Raw genomic sequence first — 23728 nt, 5'->3', positions numbered from 1 at the left:
CGGACCCCTACCCGCGCGCCAGGTCGTCCAGTACCGCGGCGAGGGCCGCAACGCCCGCCAGGCAGTCGGCCGGCTCGGCGAACTCGGCGGGCGCGTGCGAGACCCCGGTCGGGTTCCGGACGAACAGCATCGCGGCGGGCACCCGCGCGGACAGGACGCCCGCGTCGTGGCCCGCCCCGGTCGGCAGGACGGGCGCGCCGCCGAGCGCCGCGCCGACCCGGTCGCGCAGGGCCCGGTTGAAGTCGACGATCTCGGTGTAGGACTCCTCGGCGAGGTCGACGCTCACCCGGTGCGGGCGGGCGGCGACGCGGGCGGCCTCGTCGATCTCCCGCACGGTGCGCCGGACCCGCTCGTCCGCGGGGCCGCGCGCGTCCAGCCAGGCGGTGACGGACGAGGCGATCGCGTTCACCCCGCCCGGCACGACCGCGACCTTCCCGACCGTCGCGACGGTGCCGTTGCGTTCGGCGGCCTCGCGGGCGGCGATGACCATCCGGGCGAACGGCAGCATCGGGTCGCGGCGGTCGGCCAGGAGGGTCGTCCCCGCGTGGTTGCCCTCGCCGGTGAAGTCGAACCGCCACCGCCCGTGCGGGACGATCGCGCTGGCGATGCCCACCGGCTCCTCCAGGACCCGCCCCTGCTCGACGTGGAGCTCGACGTAGCAGCCGATGCGCCCCAGGAGGTCGTCGTCGGGACCGATCGCCTCGGGGTCGAACCCGGCGTTGTGCATGACCTCGGCGAAGGTGTGGCCGTCACCGTCGGTCAGCGCGCGCGCCCGCGCCGGGTCGATCGCCCCGGAGACCAGGCGCGACCCCAGGCAGGCCACCCCGAAGCGAGCGCCCTCCTCCTCGGCGAACGCCGCGATCCCGATCGGCTTCGCGGGCGTGGAACCGCGCCTCCTGAGCTCGTCGACGGCCGCGAACGCCGACACGATGCCGAGCGGACCGTCGAACGCTCCCCCGCCCGGCACCGAGTCGAGGTGGCTGCCGGTCAGGACGGCGCCGTGCCGGGTGCCGTCCTCCGGCAGCCACCAGGCGACCATGTTGCCGTTGGCGTCGTGCTCCACGTCGAGGCCGCGGCGGCGCGCCTCGTCCAGGAACCAGGCGCGGCACTCCAGCTCGGGCGGCGTCCACGAGAACCGGTGGTAGCCGCCGGTCGCCTCGTCCCGCCCGACCGGCAGCAGCGCCGCCCACATCTCCTCGAAGCTCATGCGCCTCCGCTCGCCTCTCCCTGCGCCAGGGGGATGCGCACGCCGCGCTCTTCGGCGACCTCGGCCGCCCGCTCGTACCCCGCGTCGACGTGCCGCATGACGCCGGTGCCGGGGTCGTTGGTCAGGACGCGGCGGAGCTTCTCGCCCGCGAGGGCCGTCCCGTCCGCGACGCAGACCTGCCCCGCGTGGATGGACCGGCCGATCCCGACGCCGCCGCCATGGTGGATGGACACCCACGTCGCGCCGGACGCGGTGTTGAGCATCGCGTTCAGCAGCGGCCAGTCGGCGATCGCGTCCGAGCCGTCCTTCATGCCCTCGGTCTCCCGGTACGGGCTGGCGACGGAACCGCAGTCGAGGTGGTCGCGGCCGAGCACGATCGGCGCGCTGATCTCGCCGCGCGCGACCAGGTCGTTGAACGCCTCGCCGGCCCGGTCGCGCTCGCCGTAGCCGAGCCAGCAGATCCGCGACGGCAGGCCCTGGAAGTGCACCTTCTCCCCCGCCATCCGGATCCAGCGGGTCAGCGGCTCGTTGTCGGGGAACAGGTCGAGGATCGCCCTGTCGGTGCGGGCGATGTCCTTCGGGTCGCCGGACAGCGCCGCCCAGCGGAACGGGCCCTTGCCCTCGCAGAACAGCGGCCTGATGTAGGCCGGGACGAAGCCGGGGAACGCGAACGCCCGCGCGTACCCGGCGAGCTGCGCCTCCCCGCGGAGGGAGTTGCCATAGTCGAACACCTCGGCGCCGGCGTCCTGGAAGCCGACCATCGCCTCGACGTGGACGGCCATGGATTCGCGGGCCTTGGCGATGAAGCCGTCCCGGTCCTTGTCGCGTTCGGCGGCCATGTCCTCGAACGCGACGCCGCGCGGCAGGTACATCAGCGGGTCGTGCGCGCTGGTCTGGTCGGTGACGATGTCGATCGGGGCGCCGCGGCGCAGCAGCTCGGGGACGGCGTCGGCGGCGTTGCCGAGCACGGCGACCGACAGCGGGCGCCGCGCGGCCCGCGCCTCCTCGGCGAGGCGCAGCGCCTCGTCCAGCGAGCCGGCGCGCACATCGCAGTACCGGTGCGCGACGCGCCGCTCGATGCGGGACGGGTCGCACTCGACGCAGATCGCGACGCCGCCGTTCATCGTGACGGCGAGGGGCTGCGCGCCGCCCATCCCGCCGAGCCCGGCGGTCAGCGTGATCGTCCCCGCCAGGGTGCCGCCGAACCGCTTCGCCGCGACGGCGGCGAACGTCTCGTAGGTGCCCTGCAGGATCCCCTGCGTCCCGATGTAGATCCACGACCCGGCGGTCATCTGGCCGAACATCGTCAGCCCGAGCGACTCCAGCCGCCGGAACTCCTCCCAGGTCGCCCACTGCGGGACGAGGTTGGAGTTGGCGATCAGCACGCGCGGCGCCCACTCGTGCGTGCGGAAGATCCCGACGGGCTTGCCGGACTGGACGAGCAGCGTCTCGTCCCCCTCCAGGTCCGCCAGCGACCGGACGATGCCGTCGAAGGCGTCCCAGCTGCGGGCGGCCCGGCCCGACCCGCCGTAGACGACCAGCTCGTCGGGGTGCTCGGCGACCTCGGGGTCGAGGTTGTTCTGGATCATGCGCAGGGCGGCCTCCTGCGGCCAGCCCTTGGCGGTGAGCGCGGTGCCGCGCGGTGCGCGGACGGGACGGGGTCCGGACATGTCTGGCTCCTAGGGACGGTGGGCCGGTCAGGACGGCGGGCCGGTCAGGACGGCGGGCCGGTCAGGACAGGGGGCCGGTGACGGCCTCGGCGGCGGCGACGAGGGAGCCGTCCCGCACCAGCGCGGTGGCGGCGGCGATCTCGGGGGCGAGGTAGCGGTCCGGGCCGGGCGGCAGGACGGCCTCGCGCAGCCGGGCCACGACCGCGCCGGTCGCGGGGCCGGGGCGCAGCGGGGTGCGCAGGTCCAGCGCCCGCGCGGCGGTGAGGATCTCGATGGCGACGACCTGCGCCAGCCCGTCCACGGCCCGGCGCAGCTTCCGGGCCGCGTTCCAGCCCATGGAGACGTGGTCCTCCTGCATGGCCGAGCTCGGGATGGAGTCGGCGCTCGCGGGGGCGGCGAGCCGCTTCAGCTCCGACACGATCCCGGCCTGGGTGTACTGGGCGATCATGTGCCCGGAGTCGACGCCGGGGTCGTCGGCGAGGAAGGCGGGCAGCCCGTACGAGCGGCCCTTGTCGAGCATCCGGTCGGTGCGCCGCTCCGACATGGACGCGACGTCGGCGACCGGCACGGCGAGGAAGTCGAGCACGTACGCGATCGGGGCGCCGTGGAAGTTGCCGTTGGACTCGACCCGCCCGTCCGGCAGCACCACGGGGTTGTCGATGGCGGACGCCAGCTCCCGTCCCGCCACCAGTTCGGCGTGCTGGAGGGTGTCGCGGGCCGCGCCGTTCACCTGCGGCGCGCAGCGCAGCGAGTAGGCGTCCTGGACGCGGGTGCAGTCGGGGCCGCGGTGCGAGTCCATGATCTCGGACGCGGCGAGCAGCGCCCGCAGGTTGGCGGCGGACGCGGCCTGCCCCGGATGCGGCCGCAGCGCCTGCAGGTCGGCGGCGAAGACGCGGTCGGTGCCGAGCAGCGCCTCGACGGTCATCGCGGCGGCGACGTCGGCCGCGGTGAGCAGTCGGCGCAGGTCGCCGATCGCGAGGACGAGCATGCCGAGCATGCCGTCCGTCCCGTTCAGCAGGGCGAGGCCCTCCTTGGCGGCGAGCCTGACCGGCGCGATCCCGGCCGCGGCGAGCGCCTCGGCCGCGGGCTTCAGCTCGCCGGCCGCGTCCCGCACCGACCCCTCGCCGATCAGCGCGAGCGCGACGTGCGCGAGCGGCGCGAGGTCGCCGGAGCAGCCGAGGCTCCCGTACTCGAAGACCTGCGGGGTGATGCCGGCGTTCAGCATCGCGGCGAGCGTGCGGGCCGTCGCCGGCTGCACGCCGGTGCGCCCGGTGGCGAGGGTCCGCAGCCGCAGCAGCATCAGCGCGCGGACGACCTCCCGCTCGACCTCCGGCCCCGACCCGGCCGCGTGCGACCGGACGATGTTCAGCTGGAGCTGGTCGCGCAGCTCCGGGGCGATGTGCCGCGTGGCGAGCGCGCCGAACCCGGTCGACACCCCGTACACCGGTGTCGGCCGCGCCGACAGCTCCTCGATGTGGGCCCGCGCCTCACCGATCAGCTTCAGCGCCTCGTCGGTCAGCGCCACCCGGGCGCCGTCGCGCGCGACGGCGGCGACCTGCGCGAACGTCAGCGCCTCCGGCCCGACCTCAACCATAGGAACACCCATACCCACCATTGGACCCGCCCGGCGGCGCCCGCCCCACCCCCGGGCGGCGCCTTCTGTCTCGGATACGAGACAATGCGGCCATGTCGCAGGTCCCCGCAGCCCGCCGCGCCCTGGCGGTGCTGCGCCTGCTGGCCGCGGCGCCCGGGCCGCTGCCCGCCTCGTCCATCGCCCGGTCCCTGGACCTCCCGCGCTCCAGCACCTACCACCTGCTCACCGCGATGGCGGCGGACGGCTTCGTCGCCTACGTCCCGGAGGAGCGCCGCTGGGGCCTCGGCGTCGCGGCGTTCGAGATCGGCTCCGCGTACCTGCGCCACGAGCCGCTGGAGCGGCTGGCGCGCCCGCTGCTGCGCCGCCTCGTCGACCGGGTCGGCGAGATCGCGCAGCTGGGCGTCCTGCACGGCGCGGAGACCCTGTACCTGCTGAAGGAGCAGCCGCCCCGGCACGCCACCCTCGTCACCGACGTGGGCGTCCGGATGCCCGCCCACCTGACCGCGAGCGGCCTGTCGCTGCTCGCGCACCTGCCGCCCGCGCAGGTGCGGGCCCTGTTCCCGGGCCGCTTCGTCGACCGGACGGGCCGGGGCCCCGTGTCCCTGCGCGAGCTGCGCCGCACCCTCGCCGAGGACGCGCGCCGGGGCTGGTCGGTCGAGGACGGCCACATCACCGAGGGGTTCGCCAGCATCGCCGCCTGCGCCTTCGACCACACCGGCCACCCCACCGCCGCGATCACCGTCACCTTCCGCCGCGACGCGCACCCGGTGGAGACCTGGCCGCGGCTCGCCGCGCCCGTCCGCAGGACGGCCGAGGCGCTGACGACCCGCCTCACCGGCCGTCTCCCCGGCTGAGGCGGACCCCTGCCGGAAGACAGGGGCGGCGGATGGCGTTCGGGCGGAGCGTCCGCCGCCCCCTGATTCCTAGGTTCGAACCCGGAACGACCGACCACCGGGGGGAGACCTTCTTGATCACGTTGCGGGGCCTGACGAAGCGGTACGGGGACAGGACGGCGGTGGACGGCCTGACGCTGGAGGTGGCGGCCGGGAAGGTCACCGGGTTCCTCGGCCCGAACGGCGCGGGCAAGTCGACGACCATGCGGATGATCGTCGGGCTGGACCGGCCGAGCGCGGGCGAGGCGCTGGTCGGCGGGCGGCGCTACGCGGGCCTGCCGCGCCCGCTGCGCGAGGTCGGGGCGCTGCTGGACGCGGGCTCCGTCCATCCGGGCCGGCCGGCGCGGGCGCACCTGCTCGCGATGGCCCGCAGCAACGGCATCGACCGGTCGCGGGTCGACGAGGTCCTCGGCCTGGTCGGGCTGGAGGCGGTCGCGGGCAGGCGGGCCGGCTCGTACTCGCTCGGCATGCGGCAGCGGCTCGGCATCGCGGGCGCGCTGCTCGGCGACCCGCCGGTGCTGATGTTCGACGAGCCGGTGAACGGGCTCGACCCGGACGGGGTGCTGTGGGTGCGGGGCCTGATGCGCGGCCTCGCGGCGGAGGGGCGCACGGTGTTCGTGTCGTCCCACCTGATGAGCGAGATGCAGCTCACCGCCGACCGGCTGGTGGTCATCGGCCGGGGCCGGCTGCTCGCGGACGCCCCCATGGGCGAGGTCATCGCGCGCGGGTCCGGCAACGCCGTCCGGGTGCGCACGCCGGGCGCGGCCGACCTGGCGGCGCGGCTGACCGCCGTCGGGGCCGCGGTCCGGCGGATGGACGAGGACGGACTGGAGGTGACGGGCGTACCGGTGGACCGGGTCGGGCTCATCGCCTTCGAGGCGGGGGTGCCGGTGCTGGAGCTGCGGGCCGTCGAGGCGTCCCTCGAAGAGGCGTACCTGGAACTGACCGGGGCGAGCGTGGAGTACGGGGTGGGACGATGAGGCGCGGCGGTCTGCCGGGGGCGCTGGCGGCGGAGTGGACGAAGCTGTGGTCGGTCCGCTCCACCTGGTGGGGCCTGGCCGGTGCGGTGCTGCTGATGGCCCTGATGTCGGTGATCCTGGCGCAGGGGACGGTCGCGAACAACACCCACCCGCCCGCCGGGGAGGAACCGCCCGGGGTGGTGTCGGTGAGCGGGATCGCCACCGGCTCGGTGGACATGGTGCAGTTCGTCGTCCTCGCCCTCGCCATCCTGATGATCACCGGTGAGTACGCGACGGGCAGCATCCGGGCGACGCTCCAGTGGGTGCCGCCGTGCGGCCGGCTGCTGTCGGCGAAGGCGCTCGTCGCGGTGGCGGTCATGTTCCCCACCGGCGTGGTCCTCGCGCTGACCGGCACGGCGATCGCCTACCCGTGGCTCGGGAAGTGGGGGCGCCTGGACGCCGGGGACGCCGTGCGCGACGCGCTGCTGACGGGCGTGTACCTGGCGGTGATGAGCGCGTTCATCCTGGGCGTCGCGGCCATGCTGCGCAGCACCGCGGTGACGATCACCGCCGCGTTCCTGTTCGTCCTCGTGCTGCCGATCACGCTGGTGAACGCGCGGGCGGAGCTGCTGAAGGACGTCGCCGACGGGCTGCCGAGCACCGCCGGACGGCACCTGCTGGACGGCGACGGCCCCTATCCGGCGGCGGTCGCGCTGCTGATCATCGCCGCGTGGACGGCGGCCGCGCTGTGGGGCGGGATCACCGTCCTGCGCCGCCGCGACGCCTGACCGGCACCCGACCGGCACCCGACCGGCGCCCGGCCCGCGCGGGCCCTTCCGGGCGGGCGCCGCGCGGCGGATCAGTCGGCGACGTGGGCCAGGTCCGGGATGTGCGCGGCGTCGATCCGGGGCCTGGCCGGGGGCTGGAGGAGGAACAGCCTCCTGTCCAGCCGCTCCATCTCACCGCCTCGCCCGCAGATGAGCCCGGCGCAGAAATCCACCAGCTGCCGGGCCACGTCGTCGGTCACCTCGGTGAGATCCATGAGCACAGGGTCACCCTTGCGGAAGAAGTGCCCGACGTGGAGGACCTCGTTGTAGTCCTTGGGGCGCAGCGTTCTGATCACGGGTCAAGTGTGCCCGCGCCCGCGCCCGGCGCAACCACCACCGCCCCTCCCGCCCCCTCGTTCCTCCGCCGTCAAATCCGTTCCGTTCGAACAAGGGGGCGAACATTTCCGACAGGACTCAATTCCGTCTCCGACCGTGGCCGAGGAATGGAGGAATCGCTATGATCTTCCGGAATGTCACAGCACTCCGGGGGCTTTCACCGTGCAACCACCGCAACCGCCCTATAGCGGGCCTCCGCGTCCTCCCGGCCCTCCCGGCTCTCCCGGCTGGGGGCAGCCGCCCGGCGGTCCCCCCGGATGGGGTCCGGGCGGCCCCCGGCCGCCGAAGAAGGGCGGCAACGCGATGGTCGTCGTCATCATCGCCGTCACGGGCTTCCTGCTGCTGATCGGCGGCGCCGTCGTGCTGCTCTCCGACGACGATGACTCCCCGAGCGGGACCACGGTGGCATCGACGCCCTTCTCCGGACTGCCGACACCGCCCACCTACAGCCCGCCGACGTACAGCCCTCCGTCCTTGCCGACCTATGAGCCTCCCAGCACGGCCCCCACCTACTCGCCGCCTCCGCAGAACTACGGCGCCATCGCCGTAGGACGCAACGGCGCCATCGGCAAGGCCTGGGACTACGACAGCCCCGCCGCCGCCCGCAGACGCGCGCTCAACGAGTGCCCCACCTCCGGCTGCAAGGTCCTCACCACCTTCGTCAACGGCTGCGGCGCCGTCGCCTACAACTCCAAGACCAACAAGTACTGGGGAGGCCACGGACCCACCAAGGCCGCCGCCCAACGCAACGCCATCTCCAACGCCGGTGGCGGCCGCTGGATCACCTGGGTCTGCACCACCCGCTAGGAGCCCCGCCGGCCGATGCCGGCGAGCCGGGAACCCTCGCGAGCCGAAACCGCGATGAGCAGGGAACCGTGCGGTCGGGCCGTCCGTCCGATGGGAGATTCACCATGATCTTCCGGATACCGACGCACACCGGGGGCTTTTACCGTGCAACCACCTCCTCCGCCGCAGGGCGGCCCGCCGCCTCACTTTCCTCCGTCCGGTCCTCCCGGCCCTCCGGGATGGGGCCCGGGAGGGCCGCGCCCGCCGAAGAAGGGCGGCAACGCGATGATCGTCGTCATCATCGCCGTCACCGGCTTCCTGCTGCTGGTCGGCGGCGCGGCGGTCGTGCTGGTCTGGTCCGACGACGATGACTCCCCGAGCACGACGTCGGTGGCTTCGCGACCCACGTACTCCGGCCTGCGCACGCCGCCCACGTACAGTCCCCCGTCCTACCCGACCTCGGAGCCGACGACCAGGACGCCCACGTACTCGCCGCCTCCGCGGAACTACGGCGCCATCGCCGTAGGAAGCAACGGCGCGATCGGCAAGGCCTGGGACTACGACAGCGCCGCCGCCGCCCGCAGACGGGCCCTCAACGAGTGCCCCACCTCCGGCTGCAAGGTCCTCACCACCTTCGTCAACGGCTGCGGCGCCGTCGCCTACAACTCCAAGACCAACAAGTACTGGGGAGGCCACGGACCCACCAAGGCCGCCGCCCAACGCAACGCCATCTCCAACGCGGGCGGCGGCCGCTCAATCTCCTGGGTCTGCACCACCCGCTGAGGCGGTGCCCCTCTACCGCTCCCGTTCAGTAACGTGCCCAACCCGAGCCAGCGGGGTTGGGCACGTTGCTGCGTCCAGGCCCGTCGCCCAGGTCCGGAATCCGCGTGGACGGACGGTCCGGCCACCAGTTCCAGGGGCCGAGGAGGGCCATGAGCGCGGGCAGGACGAAGATGCGGATGACGACCGCGTCGATCAGGATGGCGGCCGCCAGGCCGACGCCGAGCTGCTTGAACTCGACCATGCTGAGCGTCCCGAAGACCGAGAAGACGGCGACCATGACGATCGCGGCGCTGGTGACGACGCCCGCCGAGCGGGTGATGCCCTCGCGGACGGCGTCCCGGGCCGGCAGGCCCCGCCGGGCGGCCTCGCGGATCCGGCTCACGACGAACACGTGGTAGTCCATCGACAGCCCGAACAGCATCACGAACAGGAACAGCGGCAGCCAGGAGACGATCGCGCCGGAGGACGTGAAGTCCAGCAGGCCCTCCGCCCAGGTGTGCTGGAAGACGGCCACGAGCACGCCGAACGCCGCGCCGGCCGACAGCAGGTTGAGCAGGGTCGTCGACAGGGCGATCGCGGGCGAGCGGAAGATGAGGCCCATCGTCGCGAGGGTGAGGAGGAGGACGAAGCCCACCACCAGGGGCAGCCGCTTCTCCAGGTGCTCGGTGAAGTCGACGCCCTCCGCGACCTTGCCGGTGACGGCGTACTCCGCTCCGGGGACGGTGCCGACCGCCTGCGGCACCCAGGCGCGGAGCGTCTCCAGTGAGCGGCGGGCTCCGTCGCTGTTGGGGCTGTGCGGAGTGGCGATGCCGATCAGGTGCACCCGGTGGTCGGCCGACGTTCTGACGGCGGGACGGCGGTCGTGCGCGAAGAGCGGGTCGGCGGCCGTGCGCCGGGCCAGGGCGGCGAGGGCCGTCCGCACCTCGTCCGACCTGTCCGCAGGGGCGCGCACCGCGACCTCGTGGACGGTCCCCTCGCTGGGGAACGCGCGGGTCAGCCGGTCCATCGACCGGACGACGGCGATGTCGCGGGACAGGTCGTCCGAGCCCGGCTGCTTGAGCCGCATGTCCAGGGCGGGGGCGGCCAGCAGGAGGAGCAGCCCGGTGGAGACCGCCAGGGTGGCCGCCGGGTGGTCGAGCGCGGGACGCAGCAGCACGGGCCACAGCCGCGACTCCCCGCGGCGGAGGGTGAGGCGCCACAGGACGGGGATCCTCGGGCGGTCCGTCCAGCGCCCGAGCTTCGCCAGCAGCGCGGGCAGCACGGTGAGGGACGCGAGGACGGCGGCCGCGACCACGATGATCGAGCCGGTGGCGAGGGAAGAGAACGTCGCCTCCCCGGCCAGGTAGAGCCCGGCCATCGCCACGATCACCGTCATGCCGGACACGACGACCGTGTGCCCGGACGTCTCCGCCGCCACCTCGATCGCGTCCGGCCTGCCCCGGCGCCGCTCCTCCCGCTCGCGCTTGAGGTAGAACAGCGAGTAGTCGACGCCGACCGCCATCCCCATCAGCAGGATCACGTTGCCGATCGCGCTCGTCGCGGGCAGCAGGTGCGAGACCAGCGCGGACAGCCCCATCGCGGCGGCGACCGAGGACAGCGCCAGCACCACGGGCACGCCCGCGGCGATGACGGCGCCGAACACCACCAGCATGATCAGCAGGGTGAGCGGCAGGCTGATGAACTCGGCCCGCTGGAAGTCCTCGCCGAGCGTCTCGCCGAGGCCCTTGGCCGTCGAGCCCGTCCCGGCCTGCTCCACGCGCAGGCCGGGGTGGGCCCGCTGCACCTCCGCGCTCTGCGCGAGCAGCGGGTCCACGCGGCGGTCGGCGGTCTCGGTGTCGCCCGTCATGGTGACCGGCACCAGCACGGCCGTGCCGTCGGGCGAGCGGGCGGGCCGTCCGACCGACTCGACCTCGGGGAGGGTTCTCATGCGGCGGACGACGTCCGCCGCGGCGGTTTTGGCCGTCCGCGCGTCCAGCCGCCCGCCGTCGGTCCGCGTGATGAGGACGCTCTCCTCGGGCTTCTCGGGGAAGTGCCCGGACGCGGCGATGCGCCCGGCCCGCCCCGACTCCCCGACCCCGGACCCCGCGTCGCTGATCTTGTCGGTGCCGGCGGCGCCGCCGAGCGCCAGGCACAGCACGACGAACAGGGTCCACAGGCCGATCGCCGTCCAGGGCCGCCGCGCACTCCACCGCGCCACCCGCACCGTCACCGGTTTCTTGATCTTCACGCGGACGACGCTAGGGCGGGGCCGCTCGCGGTCCCATGCGGTGAGCCACCCGATCGCGCCGCATCACCGCACCCCGCACCCTGCGGAAATCCGCAGCGGACCGCGGCCCCCGGGCGCCCGCCCGCACAGGATCTATCCTCGAAGCGGCGGGAGGGGAACGATGCTCGGACGCGTCCGACGCCGGCGCTGGTTCTGGCCACTGGTCGCCGCCGCGGCGGCGGTGCTCGTCACCGGTTTCGTGCTGGGCGCGCCGAGGGCGGACGGCGACGGCACGGTCCGCGTGATGACCTACAACCTGCGCGGCGTGAACGACCCGCCGCCGCGGGACTGGAAGACCCGCCTGCCGCTCGTCCGGCACCTCCTGCGCCGCCACCGGCCCGACCTGCTCGGCGTCCAGGAGGCCCGCTGGTACCAGGTGCGGGATCTGACGCGGGTGCTGAAGGACTACGGCTGGGTCGGGCTCGGCAGCCAGGGCGGCACCCGCGACCAGTTCCTGGCCGTCTTCTACCGCAGGGACCGGTTCGAGGTGCTCGACTTCGACCACTTCTGGCTGTCCGACACCCCGTCCGTCATCGGCTCGGCCACCTGGGGCAACGGCTACGTCCGGATGGTGACCTGGGCCAAGCTCCGCGACCGCCGCACCGGAACGGTGCTGTACCAGGCCAACACGCACCTGGACAACATGTCGGCGGACTCGCGGGTGAAGAGCGCCCGGCTGATCCTCGACCGGGTCCGCGCGTTCGAGGCGGGCGTGCCCGTGGTGCTCACCGGCGACTTCAACGCCGCCGCCGGCGCGTCGGAGGCGTACTCGATCCTCACCGGCGCCGACGCCTTCCGGGACACGTGGACGACCGCCGACCGGCACGGCCCGCAGTACCGCACCGAGAACCACTGGCTCCCGCCGGAGCGGGACGGCCGGCGCATCGACTGGATCCTGGCGCGCGGCGGCGTCCGCACGGTCTGGACGGAGATTGACCCCTACCGCGACGGCGACACCTACCCCTCCGACCACGACCCCGTGATCGCCCACCTGAAGGTCGGTTGACGCCCCCGCGCGCGCTGACCCCCCCGCCCGCACCGGCGGTAGGCTGCCGCATCTCCGGAGGTACCGGGACGATTGGGGACACCTCATGGGTGAGGACTCGGCCTGGCTGGGCGAGCGACGTCATTGCTGGATGAGGGTGTCGAGCTTCCGGGAGACGCCGGGATTCGGCGAGCTGCCCCAGGGCCGGGGGCAGGGCGGCGAGCTTCCGCGGGGCGTCCGGGCGCGGCTGTTCCGGGGCGGGGCCCTGATCGCCGAGGACCTCCGCGCGGGGGCGCTGATCAGGGAGAAGGTCATCGGGACGCGGCTGGAGGCGCGGGCCGCGATCGGCCAGTTCCGGCGGGTCGCGGTGGCGGCCGGGCACGGCGGGGTCCGCGCGGACGACCAGTTCGAGTTCTACACCCGCGCCGAACCGGCGGCCGCCTGCTGGGCCGTGCCCGGCGAGCGGGAAGTCCCCCTCGGACGCGCCACCGTGCGCGGGACGGCCGATGATCCGCTGGCGGGGCCCGGCGCGGTGGCCGAGGCCGTCGAGGGCCGTCTGCGGGCGGGCGACCGGGTGCGGGTCGTCCGCCGGGGCCGCCCCCTCGCCGACGCGCTGCGGCTGCTGCTCGTGACCGATGACGCAGGCCGGCCGCTGGACGAGCTGGCGGCGGGCGGGCCGGGGACGCTCTACCTCGGGCACCCTGACCTGTGCGACGGAGACACCGTCGTCGCCTACGCCGTGCCCGCCCCGGAGACGACGGAGGAGCGGACGTCCACGCTCAGCGTCACCGGCATCGAGGCCACCGGTTCCGTGACCCGCGCCGTGGTCCTGCCGATCAGGGAGTACGTGCAGTCGGCGAATCCGGCCGAAGGGCTCGCGGCGGGGCACCGCGCCCGCGTCCTGCGCGGCAGGACCGTCATCGCCGACGGAGCGAGCATCCGCAGCGTGGTCGCGCAGGGCCTGCTGGAGCGGTCACTGCGCCCCGGGCCCAACTCCAAGATGCGGGTCGCCGTCGACTTCCCCGACCTCCGCGAAGGCGACTGGATCGAGCCCTACCGGACCGTCCCCATGCCCCCACGGTGACCGTGACGGGCCCGCCGTCCAGAACGCAAGGGGGCCCGCCGCGCGGCGCGCGACGAGCCCCTGCGGTAGTGGGCGTCAGGCCAGGCCGGACTTCTTCAGCCACTCCTCGGCGACCTTCTCCTGGTCGTCCTTGTCGATGGCGATGCGCTTCATCATGTCCAGGAGGTCCTGGGTGGTGAGCTTGGCGGACACGGCGTTGAGCGCCGCCTTCGCCTGGTCGTTCACCGCCTCCTTGTTGATCAGCGGCGTGACGTTCTGGGCGCTGAAGACGTTCTCCGGGTCCTCCAGGACGACCAGCTTGTTCTGCTGGATGGTCGGGTCGGTGGTGAACAGGTCGGCGGCCTGGATCTTGTTCTCGGTGAGCAGCTTAACCAGGGTGGCCTGGGCGCCCGCGTCGAACGGCTGGAACTTCTTGAACTCCAGGCCGTAGACCTTCTGCAGGCCGACGAGGCCCTGCTGGCGGGTCTTGAACTCCGACGGACCGGCGATGACGAGGTCCTTGGCGACCGGCTTGAGGTCGGCGATGGACTTCAGGCTGTACTTCGCGGCCGTCTGCGGGTTGACGGTGACGGAGTCCTTGTCCTCGGCCTGGGCCGAGTCGAGGATCTCCACCGACGGCGGCAGCTTCGCCTTGAGCGCGGCGTTGATCTCCTCGGTCGTCGCGGCGGTGCTGCTCTTGTCCACCGAGGTGGTGAGCAGGGCGCCGTTGTACTCCGGCATCACGCTGATGCCGCCCTTGACGACCTGGTCGTAGTAGATCTCGCGGGCGCCGATGTTGAACTTGCGGGTCACCTTCAGGCCCTTGCCCTCCAGCGCCTGCGCGTAGATCTCGCCGAGCAGGTTGCTCTCGGGGAAGTTGGCGCCGCCGACGGTGATCGTGCCGTTGCCGCCGCCGCCGGCGAGCGGGTTCTCATCGTCGCCGGACGAGTCCCCGCCGCCGCAGGCCGACAGCGTCAGGGCGGCCGCGAGGCCGATCGCCGCGCCGCGGATGAGTTTCTTCATGGTCCTTGTCCTTCGGTCGGTCAGGAGGAACGGGCGGAGCCGAGCAGTCCCGGCGAGATCACGACGCGGCGCAGTGCCGCGAAGACGAACTGGACGATCAGGGCGAGCAGGACGACCAGCACGGTCCCCCCGATCACGAGCTGGTAGTCGTTGCGGGCCAGCCCGTCGATGATGTAGCGGCCGAGGCCGCCGAAGCCGGGGTAGGCCGCGATGGTCGCGGTGGCGACGACCTGGATCGCCGACGTGCGCAGGCCGAGCAGGATCAGCGGCAGCGCCATCGGCAGCTCCGCGTGCCAGAGCACGCCCCAGCCGGTCATGCCCATGCCGCGCGCGGCGTCCTTGGCGTCGGCGTCGACGCCGCGGATGCCCTCGAAGGTGTTCACCAGGATCGGGGGGACGGCCAGCGCCACCAGCGCGACCAGCACCGGCGTGATGCTGTACTCGATCACGACGATGAACAGGATGAGCCCGAAGGTGGGGATCGCGCGGGCGAAGTTGGCGAGCGTGATGGCGAGGAAGCCGCCGCGGCCGGTGTGCCCGATGAGCAGGCCGAGCGCCAGCCCGATCACCGCGGCGGCGGCCAGCGACACGCCGCTGTAGTAGAGGTGCTGGAGCAGCCGGTGCGGGATGCCGTCGGCGCCGTGCCACTGGGACGAGGCGGTCAGCCACGTCCAGAACAGGTCGATCTGGTGCCACACGTCGTTCACGATGCCCCCCGAGCTGCCCGCGCCCAGGGCGTCAGCAGCCGCTGGACGGTGACCAGGATCGCGTCCGTGACCAGGGCCAGCAGGACGATCAGGACGGTCGCCGCGATGATCTGCGTCTGGAACTGGAGCTGGTAGCCGCGGATGATGTCCTCGCCGAGCCCGCCCTGCCCGATCAGCTGGCCGACCGCGACGAGGCTGATGGAGGAGACCGCGGCGACCCGCGTCCCGGCGATGACGATCGGGACCGCGATCGGCAGCTCGACCTGGAGCAGCCGGCGCAGCGGCCCGAAGCCCATCGCGGTGGCGGCCTGCCGGACGGGGTCGGACACCGACGCCAGGCCGTCCACGACGTTCGGGACGAGCACCGACAGGCTGTAGAGGGTCAGCGGGATCATCACCGTGGCCGGGTTCAGCCCGGTGTAGTCGATGAACAGCATGAACAGCGCCAGCGACGGGATCGCGTACAGCACGTTCGAGAGCGTCAGCGCGGGCGGGTACAGCCAGCCCCAGCGGCGGCACAGCACGCCGAGCGGCAGCGAGATGAGCAGCCCGAACAGCACCGGCAGCAGCGCGAGCCGCAGGTGCAGGAGGGCGTGCTCGCCCAGCGAGTCGGTGTGCTCGCCGATCCAGCCCCAGTCGATGTCCATCAGCCGCCCTCCTTGGAGAGGGTCGGCGCGCCGGGCTCGGCGTCCGTGGCGGGCTCGGCGTCCGCTGCGGGCTCCGCGTCGGCGGCGGGCTCGGTGTCGGCCGCGGACCCCGCGGCGGCGGGCTCGGTGCCGGCGGCGGAGCGGGTGATGGCGGCGGTCAGGTCCTGCTGGTCGGCGACGCCCGCGAGCCGCCCGCCGGCGTCGACGGCCACGGCGCGGCCGGACGGCGACAGGATCGCGGCGTCCAGCGCGGCCCGGACGGAGTCGGCCCCGGCGTCGAAGGTGTGCCCGACCGGCGCGAGCCGCGCGTCGCCGAGCACGCCGCCGGACGGCAGGTCGCCCGCCGCGGCCCAGCCGAGCGGGCGCCGGTCGCCGTCCACGACCAGGACCCACCCCTCGGACGGGGCCTCGGCCACCGGGGTGCCGGCGGGCAGGACGCCGCGCTCGTTCAGCGGGACGGAGGCGGCCGGGACGAACGACAGCCGCCGGATGCCGCGGTCGCGCCCGATGAACCCGGCGACGAAGTCGTTCGCAGGCCGGGCGAGGAGGTCCTCGGGGCTGTCGAACTGGACGAGCCTGCCGCCGGTCTCGAACACGGCGATGCGGTCGCCGAGCTTGATGGCCTCGTCGATGTCGTGGGTGACGAACACGATCGTCTTGTGCAGCTCGTCCTGCAGGCGGAGGAACTCGTCCTGCAACTCGCCGCGGACCACGGGGTCGACGGCGCTGAAGGGCTCGTCCATCAGCATGATCGGCGGGTCGGCGGCGAGCGCCCGCGCGACGCCGACGCGCTGCTGCTGCCCGCCGGAGAGCTGGAACGGGTACCGCTTGCCCATCGCCGGGTCGAGCCCGACCCGCTCCATCAGCTCCAGCGCCCGCGCGCGCGCCTTCTTCTTGTTCCAGCCGACCAGGTAGGGGACGGTGGCGATGTTGTCGACGATGGTGCGGTGCGGGAACAGCCCGGCGTGCTGGATGACGTAGCCGATGCCGCGCCGCAGCTCGGCCGGCTTGCGCTCGCGGACGTCCTGCCCGTCGATGAGGACCCGGCCGGAGGTGGGGTCGACCATCCGGTTGATGGTCCGCAGCGCGGTGGTCTTGCCGCCGCCGGACGTGCCGACGAACACGGTGATGCGCCCGGTCGGGCATTCGAGGCTGACGTCGTCCAGGGCGACGGTGCCGCCCGGGTAGCGCTTGGTGACGCCCTCAAAGGTGATCAACGATTCACGTCCTCGTTGGGCGCCCGCGACGCCGACGGTCGATTTCGGCCTACCCGCCAACCGTAACCAATGGGTACGGTCACCTCGGTGTCCCAGCTTGTCCGGAACGTCGGTTGTCGAGCATAACTACCGGTAAACGGGGGAAAGTAGCGTAGCCGCGTGGAGAACAGCCGAATCGTTATCGACGGGACCGCGCTCACGTGCGGCCAGGTGGTCGCGGCGGCCCGCGGGGATGTGACGATCGTCATGGGCCCGGACGGGGTCGAGCGGGCCCGCGCCGCGTGGCTGGCCGCCCGCGAGGCCGCCGCGACGCGGCCGGTGTACGGGCGGACGACCGGCGTCGGCGCGAACCGCGCGGTGGACGTGGAGTGGGAGGACTCCGACGCGCACGGCCTGCGCCTGCTGCGCAGCCACGCCGCCGGGGCCGGGCCGCTGGTCGCCCCGGAGATCGTCCGGGCGATGCTCACGGTCCGGCTGAACCAGATCGCGGCGGGCGGGTCGGGGGTGGAACCGGGCGTGCTGGGCGCTCTCGCGGACGTCCTCAATCTGGGCCTCCTTCCTCCGGTGCCGGTGTACGGGGCGATCGGCACCGGCGACCTGACGGCGCTGGCGTCGACCGCGCTGTGCCTGCTCGGCGAGCGGCCGTGGCTGGCCGGCCCGGACGCGGCCGACGACCCCGACGGGGCGGCGCCGCGCGGGCCCGGCTACCGGCTCGGCTCCGCCGACGCGCTCGCGTTCATCAGCTCCAACGCCGCGACGCTCGGCGAGGCGGCGCTCGCGGTCGCCGACCTGCGCGAGCTGCTGCGGGCCTCCACGGTCGTCGCGGCGCTGTCGCACTTCGCCGTGCGGGGCTCGGAGGAGCCGTACGCCGAGGCGGTGCAGGACGCGTGCCCGCACCCCGGCCAGCGGGAGGCCGCGGCGGCGATGCGGGCGCTGCTCGCCTTCGACCGGCCCGCGCCGGTGCGCATCCAGGACCCGTACGGGTACCGGGCGTTCCCGCAGGTGCACGGGCCGGCACTGGAGGCGGCGCGGTACGCCGAGGAGGTCGTCACCCGGGAGATCAACGCCGCCGCCGAGAACCCGCTGGTCGACGTCGCCGGGCGGCGGGTCTGGCACAACGGCAACTTCCACACCGCCTACGTGGGGCTCGCGCTGGACTCGGCGCGCGCCGCGCTGTTCCAGACGATGGCGCTCGCCGCGGCCCGCCTCGGGACGCTCGCCGAGCCGTCGTTCACCGGCCTCTACCCGTTCCAGGGCGCCACGGAGGCGTCGTCCGGGATCATGATCCTGGAGTACGTGGCGCACTCGTGCCTCGCCGACGTGCGGCGCCTGGCCACCCCGGCGGCGCTCGGCAGCGCGGTGCTGTCGCGCGGCGTGGAGGAGCACGCGGGCTTCTCGACCCAGTCGGCGCGGGCGACGACCGACGCCGTCGCCGCCTACCGGCTCGGGCTCGGCTGCGAGCTGGTCGCCGCCGCGCGGGCGCTGCGGATGCAGGGGCGGGCGCCCTCCGGCGGGCCGCTGCGGGCGGCGACCGACCTGGCCGCCGCCGTCCTCGACCCGCGGGTGGAGGACCGGCCGCTCGACGCCGACATCGCGGCGGCGGCGGACCTGCTGCCCCGGCTCGCCCGGCTGCATCCCTGACCGGCCCTACCGCGCCCGGCCGCCGGTCGAGGCGCGGACGCGCAGCGACGGCTCGCGCACCACGCGGCGCTTGCGCGGCTTGCCGTCGATGACGTCCACGACGAGCCGGACGGCGGAGTGGACGATGCCGTCGATGTCCCAGTCGACGGTGGTGAGCGGCGGGGTGAGCAGCGCCGACATCGGATGGTTGTCGTACCCGCAGACCGCCACGTCGCCGGGGACGGCGAGGCCGAGCTCGCGGGTCGCGGCGTACACGCCGTAGGCGATCGAGTCGGCGAAGCAGAACACCGCGGACGGCCGGCCGGGCCCGCCGAGCACCCGCGTCGCGACCTCGGTGGCCGCGGCCAGCGACTGCGGCACGACCACGACGTCCACGTGCAGGCCGAGCCGCTCGGCCTCGGCGTTGACGTGCACGTCGGCGGGGCGGTCGGGGGTGCTCGCGCGGGTCGGGGTGAACACGGTGAGGCGCTCGTGCCCGAGGTCGCGCAGGTGCTCCAGCGCCAGCGTGACGCCGCGCCGGTTGTCGAACACGACCTCGCCCTGCGCCCTGCCGCCGTGCAGCGCGTCGCCGATCGACACGACCGGGACGGTGCCGGCCAGCTCCGCCCACAGCGCGGCGGCCGGGTCGAGCGGCTGGACGATCAGCCCGTCCACCCGCTGGTCGCGCAGCCGGCGGGCGAGGGCCAGCTCCCGCTCGGGGTCGCCGCCCGCGTCCACGATGAGGGCGTAGCGGTCGCGGGCGAGCAGCGCCCGGCCGATGCCGACCGCGAGGGACTGCTGCCAGTAGTCCTCCAGGGAGCCGCACAGCAGCCCGACCTGGCCGGTGCGGCCGCTGGCCAGGGCGCGGGCGATCGGATGGGCCTCGTAGCCGAGCTCGTCCGCCGCGGCGCGGACCCGCTCCTGCGTCTCCTCCGAGGTCTGGATGCCGCGCAGCGCGTACGACACCGCCGCAGGCGACAAACCGGTCGCCTGCGCCACTTCCCGGATGGTCGCGCGCTTGCGCTTCTCCGACATCCCTCCAACCCTAGAGGCCGCCACCGACAGGACAAGGAGCACGACCTTGACGGGACGCGCGCTGAAGCGGTTCACTGAACCGGTTAACTGATGCGGTTCAGTAGCGCTGTCCAGCGACTTCTCACCGCATCCCCTGCGCCATGTCCGGCTGTGTCATGTCCGGCTGTGTCATGTCCGAAAGGAGAGCACCCGTGTCCTCGGAGGTCCTGACCCGCGCCACCGGCCTGGAGAACCTGCCCGGCCGTCCCCTCGACAAGCGCGAGCTGCGGGAGCTGGTCGACGGCCTGGCCGAGCGCCCGGACCTGTGGCGCCCCCACGTCGAGTTCCCGGAGGGGCGGCGCCACTACGCGTCCCTCCACCGGGACGAGCACGTGGACGTCTGGCTGCTGTGCTGGACGCCCGAGAACGACACGGGATGGCACGACCACGACGTGTCGTCGGGCGCCGTCCGCGTCGTCGCCGGGGCCATCGAGGAGAACAATCCGCGCATGGGCGGCGAGCCGCTGCGGACGGTGGTCCGGGAGGGCGAGTCGTTCGCCTTCGGCCCCGACCACATCCACCGGCTCACCGGCGTGGAGGAGGCCAGCGTCTCCATCCACGCCTACTCGCCGCCGCTCCAGCGGCTCGGCCAGTACTCCGTCGACGAGTCGGGGGTGATGCGGCGGCTGCCGGTCAGCTACACCGACGAACTGCGGCCGCAGGACGGCGACGCGGCCCCGCCCGCCTGACGGGACCGTTCCAGGGTGGAGCCTCCGGCGAGCCCGACCGGGGGAACGCGGGCCCGCCGGAGGAAGGCGTCCGGCCGAAGCCCGCTCACATCGACCGGACGCTCACATCTCGTTCAGCGCCCGCCCCAGCGGAGATGTCACACCAGGGTCACGGGACAGCGGCGGTTTCCGAGCGGCGGGTGAGCCACCGGTCGGTCGCGGCGCACACGGCGACGGCCACGGCGAAGGCGATGCCTGCCGCCCGGAGGAGGCCCGCCTCGTAGTAGGTGTCGGTCACGAGCCGGAGCGCCGCGAACCCGGCGGCGGCAGCAGCGAGGAGCGCGGTGGCCACCTGCCCTGCCCAGAGGGCGACGCGCCCCGCGCCGACGCCCGACAGGGTCTCCCGCCGGACGCGCAGGGCGGCGGCCAGGCAGATGGCCAGGGCCGCCGCCACCGCGACCAGTGGTGTCCCGAAGTTCACGCCGTAGCGGACGGCCAGGGCCGGGACGAAGAAGAGGACCAGCGCCCACTTCAGACCACTGGTCACGGACGCCAGCGCGACACCGGGCTCACCGCCGCGCACCCTGGACGATGCCAGGCGCGCGGCGACGAGAGCGCACACGGCGATGACCGCGCCCGGCAGGCGCCCGCCCAAGTGGCCCAGGTTGTAGAGGAGGGCGGTGTCGTACACGGTCAGCACGAGATGCCCCAGAGCCCACACGGAGACGGCGAAGAGGAGCATCTGCGCGAACGACGGTTGCTCTGCACGTGACGATTGCTCAGAAGACGACGAATGCTCTGGAGCGTCGTCTTCATGGTCTGCCAGCCACAAGAGCAGCAACGGGGTCGCCACGGCGGAGCACACGCGGATCGCGATGTCGTCCACCGTGTAGGGGTTGTGCAGGTCCCACTCGACCACGCAGAAGACGAACGTGTAGGAGACGGACGCCGCCCACACCGACCATGAGCCGGTCAGGCGCCGGTACCAACCGTGGTCCAGCCACCTCAGCACCGTGGCGTAGGCGAGCAGTACGAGCGGGAGCTCAAGGAACGCCTGCACCCGCAGCACTGACGGTGCCAGCAGTCCGGGCGCCGGGAAGTGCTCGGCCAAGGCGCGCATCGCCGAACCGTCCGCCAGCGCGAACCAGCCCTCCGGCAGGTAGCGCGCGATGAACGACGCGTCCCCGCCGTGGACGCGCAGCACGTACACGGTGAAGAGCACCTGGTTCAGGTAGACGAGAGCGACCACCAGGCCCAGGAGCGTCTCCGGACGCACCAGCCGGCGCGCCCGCCGCTCACTTCCTCGCCGGACCCGCCGGTTCCCGCCGCGCGCGCGGCACCGCGTCCACCGGGGCACGGCCAGGAGGCTCAGCGCCGTCGCGGCCAGGACAGCCCCGTCCACCATGGCCGACAAAACTACATGGCCGACAAAACTAGACGTTTCCGCCGAGCGCCGCAGGGGCTCCAGCCACGCGCACATCGGGTACGTCAGCACTCCGGGAACTGTCAGCCACGATCACCGCACCCAGCGGAGCCGATGCGCCGCGACACGCCCCCGGCGGGGGCGGCGGATCAGTAAGATGCCGCATGCATCCCCTGGAACTCTTGGGTGGTCTTCCATGACATATCGCCGCGCCCGACGCGGCGCGGCGACGTTGATGCTGTGCCTGAGCCTGGTGGCGGCCCTGCCGGTCACCGGCTGCTCCGTCCTCACGGGCTCGGTCCACGAACCGGCCGCCGCCGACGGCCCGCGGAAGGCCCCGGCCGAGGACGGCGGCTCCCGGAAGAGCCCGCCGGTGGTGATGTTCCTCGGCGACAGCTACACGGTGGGCGACCGCGGGGTGGAGCCGGAGACGACGTACGCGGCGGCCGCGGCGCGGCTGCTCGGCTGGCAGGTCGTCATCGGCGGGCGCGCCGGCACCGGGTTCCTCGCGAAGGGGCGCGGGACGCAGGCGTTCCTCGGCCTGTACGAGAGCCAGCTCGGCTGGCGCCCCGCCCCCGACCTGCTGATCGTGTCCGGCGGCCACAACGACTGGCGGCTCCCGGCGCCGAAGGTCGCCGCGGCGGCGCACGTGCTGCTCCAGCGGGCCCGGCAGCGCTGGCCCGGCACCCGCGTGGTGCTGGTGGGCCCGCTGTGGGGGACGGGCGCGCCGACGCCGGGGGCGCTCGCCGTCCGGGACGCGCTGCGGAACCTCGCCCGGCAGCTCGGCGTCCCGTTCATCGACCCGATCGGCGAGAAGTGGATCACCGGTGACTGGGTGACCGGGCAGGGCAACGCGCCCCGGTACATCAAGCGGGACCGCACCCACCCGAACCAGACGGGCCACCGCTACGTGGCGACCCGCCTGGTCGCGGACCTCGACCGGCTGGGCCTCGCCCACCCGGCGCGCAAGCGCTGAGCCCGCCGGCCCGCAAGCGCCGAGCCCCGGGCGGAGGCGCCGGGCCTCAGGCGGGGCGGGCGAGGGTGAGGGAGAAGTCGCCCTCGGGGTCGGTCCAGAACGCGGCGACGGCCATCCCGGCCGCGCCCAGCTCGGCCTCGAGGCGCTCGCGCCGGAACTTGGCGGAGATCTCGGTGCGCATCTCCTCCCCCGCCGCGAACGCGACCTCCAGGTCGAGGCCGCCGACGCGGACGCGCTGGTCCCGGACGGACCGCAGCCGCATCTCGATCCACTCCTCCGCCTCGTTCCAGACGGCGACGTGCTCGAACGCCTCCGGGTCGAAGTCGGCCTCCAGCTCCCGGTCGATGACGTACAGGACGTTGCGGTTGAACTCCGCGGTGACCCCGGCCGCGTCGTCGTAGGCGCGGACGAGCCGCCCGGGGTCCTTGACGAGGTCGGCGCCGAGCAGCAGGAAGTCGCCGTCGCCCAGGGTGGCGCGGACGCCGCCGAGGAACCCGATCCGCTCGGCGGGCGGCATGTTGCCGATCGTCCCGCCGAGGAAGGCGACGAGCCGCCGCTCGCCGCCGGGCAGCAGCGGCAGGTGCTGCTCGTAGTCGGCGACGACGGCCCTAACGTCGAGTCCCGGGTGGTCGGCGGCGATCCCGGCGGCGGCCTCCTCCAGGAAGTCGCCGCTGACGTCCACCGGCACGTAGGAGCGCAGCGTGCCGGAGAGGGCGTCCAGGAGCAGCCGGGTCTTCTCCCCCGACCCGGCGCCGAGCTCCACGAGCGTCCGGGCGCCGGTGGCGACGGCGATCTCGGGTGCCCGCGCGGTGAGGATCTCCCGCTCGCGCCGGGTCGGGTAGTACTCCTCCAGCTTGGTGATCTCCTCGAAGAGCGCGCTGCCGCGCTCGTCGTAGAACCATTTGGGCGGCAGGGTCTTGGGCGTCGCGGTCAGGCCCTCCCGGACGTCCCGGCGGAGCGTCTTGGCGAGGTCGTCAGCGGTCAGGAACCGGTCCATGCGGTCG

At 73.8% G+C, this 23728-nt stretch carries 22 protein-coding genes; 10 read left to right on the top strand and 12 right to left on the bottom strand.

The features are described from left to right. Positions 1-7 precede the first annotated feature (7 nt). The 3 genes from CHF16_RS23080 to hutH all read right to left on the bottom strand — a co-directional run bounded on the left by CHF16_RS23080 (position 8) and on the right by hutH (position 4483). Entirely contained in the window at positions 8-1207 is a 1200-nt protein-coding gene (locus CHF16_RS23080) for an allantoate amidohydrolase (RefSeq protein ID WP_089328188.1), read from the bottom strand. Next, complete coding sequence (gene hutU, locus CHF16_RS23075; protein ID WP_089328187.1) at positions 1204-2877, bottom strand: urocanate hydratase; 1674 nt, start codon at positions 2875-2877, stop codon at positions 1204-1206. The genes CHF16_RS23080 and hutU overlap by 4 nt, the downstream gene beginning before the upstream one ends. A 61-nt stretch (positions 2878-2938) precedes the next feature. Further along, entirely contained in the window at positions 2939-4483 is a 1545-nt protein-coding gene (gene hutH, locus CHF16_RS23070; protein WP_089328186.1) for a histidine ammonia-lyase, read from the bottom strand. Between the two features lie 80 nt (positions 4484-4563). Between hutH and CHF16_RS23065 the strand changes: the two genes are divergently transcribed. The 3 genes from CHF16_RS23065 (at position 4564) to CHF16_RS23055 (ending at position 7111) form a co-directional block, all read left to right on the top strand. After that, on the top strand, positions 4564-5325 hold the full coding sequence (locus tag CHF16_RS23065; protein WP_089328185.1) for an IclR family transcriptional regulator: 762 nt from the start codon (positions 4564-4566) through the stop codon (positions 5323-5325). Between the two features lie 113 nt (positions 5326-5438). Continuing rightward, positions 5439-6344 (top strand): ABC transporter ATP-binding protein, encoded by a 906-nt coding sequence (locus tag CHF16_RS23060; protein WP_089328184.1) that lies wholly within the window; start codon positions 5439-5441, stop codon positions 6342-6344. After that, positions 6341-7111 (top strand): ABC-2 transporter permease, encoded by a 771-nt coding sequence (locus CHF16_RS23055; protein ID WP_089328183.1) that lies wholly within the window; start codon positions 6341-6343, stop codon positions 7109-7111. The genes CHF16_RS23060 and CHF16_RS23055 overlap by 4 nt, the downstream gene beginning before the upstream one ends. A 71-nt stretch (positions 7112-7182) precedes the next feature. On the opposite strand, the gene sepF is transcribed toward CHF16_RS23055, so the two are convergent. Then, positions 7183-7446: a cell division protein SepF gene (gene sepF, locus CHF16_RS23050; protein ID WP_089328182.1), complete on the bottom strand. Its 264-nt coding sequence runs from the start codon at positions 7444-7446 to the stop codon at positions 7183-7185. Between the two features lie 343 nt (positions 7447-7789). Between sepF and CHF16_RS23045 the strand changes: the two genes are divergently transcribed. Together CHF16_RS23045 and CHF16_RS23040 are read left to right on the top strand one after the other, a co-directional pair. Next, complete coding sequence (locus CHF16_RS23045) at positions 7790-8293, top strand: DUF4189 domain-containing protein (protein ID WP_089328181.1); 504 nt, start codon at positions 7790-7792, stop codon at positions 8291-8293. 264 nt (positions 8294-8557) lie between these two features. After that, positions 8558-9055 carry a DUF4189 domain-containing protein gene (locus CHF16_RS23040; RefSeq protein WP_089328180.1) on the top strand — a complete coding sequence of 166 codons (498 nt, stop codon included), beginning with the start codon at positions 8558-8560 and terminating at the stop codon, positions 9053-9055. A 25-nt stretch (positions 9056-9080) separates the two neighbouring features. Here CHF16_RS23040 and CHF16_RS23035 read toward each other — a convergent pair whose 3' ends face one another. Then, complete coding sequence (locus CHF16_RS23035) at positions 9081-11282, bottom strand: MMPL family transporter (protein WP_245869058.1); 2202 nt, start codon at positions 11280-11282, stop codon at positions 9081-9083. A gap of 160 nt (positions 11283-11442) precedes the next feature. Here CHF16_RS23035 and CHF16_RS23030 point away from each other — a divergent pair, with 160 nt between their 5' ends. Together CHF16_RS23030 and CHF16_RS23025 are read left to right on the top strand one after the other, a co-directional pair. Continuing rightward, entirely contained in the window at positions 11443-12327 is an 885-nt protein-coding gene (locus tag CHF16_RS23030; RefSeq protein WP_089328179.1) for an endonuclease/exonuclease/phosphatase family protein, read from the top strand. Between the two features lie 85 nt (positions 12328-12412). Continuing rightward, positions 12413-13390, top strand: coding sequence for a hypothetical protein (locus tag CHF16_RS23025; protein ID WP_143228097.1), 978 nt, complete (start codon positions 12413-12415; stop codon positions 13388-13390). Between the two features lie 75 nt (positions 13391-13465). Here CHF16_RS23025 and CHF16_RS23020 read toward each other — a convergent pair whose 3' ends face one another. Genes CHF16_RS23020 through CHF16_RS23005 form a run of 4 tightly spaced genes read right to left on the bottom strand, consistent with a single transcriptional unit; the run spans position 13466 to position 16963 of the window. Next, the gene (locus CHF16_RS23020; RefSeq protein WP_089328177.1) at positions 13466-14392 is read right to left on the bottom strand and encodes an ABC transporter substrate-binding protein; all 927 of its coding nucleotides are present in this window, start codon (positions 14390-14392) and stop codon (positions 13466-13468) included. Between the two features lie 20 nt (positions 14393-14412). Further along, entirely contained in the window at positions 14413-15099 is a 687-nt protein-coding gene (locus CHF16_RS23015) for an ABC transporter permease (RefSeq protein ID WP_089328176.1), read from the bottom strand. Beyond that, on the bottom strand, positions 15096-15746 hold the full coding sequence (locus CHF16_RS23010) for an ABC transporter permease (protein WP_089328175.1): 651 nt from the start codon (positions 15744-15746) through the stop codon (positions 15096-15098). Before CHF16_RS23010 ends, CHF16_RS23015 begins: the two co-directional genes overlap by 4 nt. Next, the gene (locus CHF16_RS23005; RefSeq protein WP_089328174.1) at positions 15746-16963 is read right to left on the bottom strand and encodes an ABC transporter ATP-binding protein; all 1218 of its coding nucleotides are present in this window, start codon (positions 16961-16963) and stop codon (positions 15746-15748) included. Before CHF16_RS23005 ends, CHF16_RS23010 begins: the two co-directional genes overlap by 1 nt. A 159-nt stretch (positions 16964-17122) precedes the next feature. Here CHF16_RS23005 and CHF16_RS23000 point away from each other — a divergent pair, with 159 nt between their 5' ends. Next, complete coding sequence (locus CHF16_RS23000; protein WP_089328173.1) at positions 17123-18604, top strand: aromatic amino acid ammonia-lyase; 1482 nt, start codon at positions 17123-17125, stop codon at positions 18602-18604. A 6-nt stretch (positions 18605-18610) separates the two neighbouring features. Here CHF16_RS23000 and CHF16_RS22995 read toward each other — a convergent pair whose 3' ends face one another. Then, positions 18611-19618, bottom strand: a complete 1008-nt coding sequence (locus CHF16_RS22995) for a LacI family DNA-binding transcriptional regulator (RefSeq protein WP_089328172.1) — start codon at positions 19616-19618, stop codon at positions 18611-18613. 191 nt (positions 19619-19809) lie between these two features. On the opposite strand from CHF16_RS22995, the gene CHF16_RS22990 reads away from it, so the two are divergent. After that, complete coding sequence (locus CHF16_RS22990) at positions 19810-20346, top strand: cysteine dioxygenase (protein WP_245869054.1); 537 nt, start codon at positions 19810-19812, stop codon at positions 20344-20346. Positions 20347-20494: 148 nt separating this feature from the next. On the opposite strand, the gene CHF16_RS22985 is transcribed toward CHF16_RS22990, so the two are convergent. After that, complete coding sequence (locus tag CHF16_RS22985; RefSeq protein ID WP_143228096.1) at positions 20495-21730, bottom strand: hypothetical protein; 1236 nt, start codon at positions 21728-21730, stop codon at positions 20495-20497. Positions 21731-21944: 214 nt separating this feature from the next. Here CHF16_RS22985 and CHF16_RS22980 point away from each other — a divergent pair, with 214 nt between their 5' ends. Continuing rightward, a complete protein-coding gene (locus tag CHF16_RS22980; protein WP_245869052.1) occupies positions 21945-22724 on the top strand; it encodes an SGNH/GDSL hydrolase family protein in 780 nt (259 codons plus the stop codon). Positions 22725-22770: 46 nt separating this feature from the next. Here the strand turns inward: CHF16_RS22980 and egtD are convergent, their stop codons facing one another. Next, a complete protein-coding gene (gene egtD / locus CHF16_RS22975; RefSeq protein ID WP_089328212.1) occupies positions 22771-23721 on the bottom strand; it encodes an L-histidine N(alpha)-methyltransferase in 951 nt (316 codons plus the stop codon). Between the last annotated feature and the right edge of the window lie 7 nt (positions 23722-23728).

The sequence above is a fragment of the Actinomadura meyerae genome, from assembly GCF_900188445.1.
Taxonomy (GTDB): Bacteria; Actinomycetota; Actinomycetes; order Streptosporangiales; family Streptosporangiaceae; genus Spirillospora; species Spirillospora meyerae.
This window is presented reverse-complemented; position numbering and strand designations above follow the sequence as displayed.

Coding starts and splice junctions, on each gene's coding strand:
- CHF16_RS23010 (WP_089328175.1), bottom strand. CDS start 15,746: ATGGACATCGACTGGGGCTGGATCGGCGAGCACACCGACTCGCTGGGC.
- egtD (WP_089328212.1), bottom strand. CDS start 23,721: ATGGACCGGTTCCTGACCGCTGACGACCTCGCCAAGACGCTCCGCCGG.
- CHF16_RS22995 (WP_089328172.1), bottom strand. CDS start 19,618: ATGTCGGAGAAGCGCAAGCGCGCGACCATCCGGGAAGTGGCGCAGGCG.
- CHF16_RS23020 (WP_089328177.1), bottom strand. CDS start 14,392: ATGAAGAAACTCATCCGCGGCGCGGCGATCGGCCTCGCGGCCGCCCTG.
- CHF16_RS23045 (WP_089328181.1), top strand. CDS start 7,790: ATGGTCGTCGTCATCATCGCCGTCACGGGCTTCCTGCTGCTGATCGGC.
- CHF16_RS23055 (WP_089328183.1), top strand. CDS start 6,341: ATGAGGCGCGGCGGTCTGCCGGGGGCGCTGGCGGCGGAGTGGACGAAG.
- CHF16_RS22980 (WP_245869052.1), top strand. CDS start 21,945: ATGACATATCGCCGCGCCCGACGCGGCGCGGCGACGTTGATGCTGTGC.
- CHF16_RS23025 (WP_143228097.1), top strand. CDS start 12,413: ATGGGTGAGGACTCGGCCTGGCTGGGCGAGCGACGTCATTGCTGGATG.
- CHF16_RS23080 (WP_089328188.1), bottom strand. CDS start 1,207: ATGAGCTTCGAGGAGATGTGGGCGGCGCTGCTGCCGGTCGGGCGGGAC.
- CHF16_RS22985 (WP_143228096.1), bottom strand. CDS start 21,730: ATGGTGGACGGGGCTGTCCTGGCCGCGACGGCGCTGAGCCTCCTGGCC.
- hutU (WP_089328187.1), bottom strand. CDS start 2,877: ATGTCCGGACCCCGTCCCGTCCGCGCACCGCGCGGCACCGCGCTCACC.
- CHF16_RS23065 (WP_089328185.1), top strand. CDS start 4,564: ATGTCGCAGGTCCCCGCAGCCCGCCGCGCCCTGGCGGTGCTGCGCCTG.
- CHF16_RS23040 (WP_089328180.1), top strand. CDS start 8,558: ATGATCGTCGTCATCATCGCCGTCACCGGCTTCCTGCTGCTGGTCGGC.
- hutH (WP_089328186.1), bottom strand. CDS start 4,483: ATGGGTGTTCCTATGGTTGAGGTCGGGCCGGAGGCGCTGACGTTCGCG.
- CHF16_RS23030 (WP_089328179.1), top strand. CDS start 11,443: ATGCTCGGACGCGTCCGACGCCGGCGCTGGTTCTGGCCACTGGTCGCC.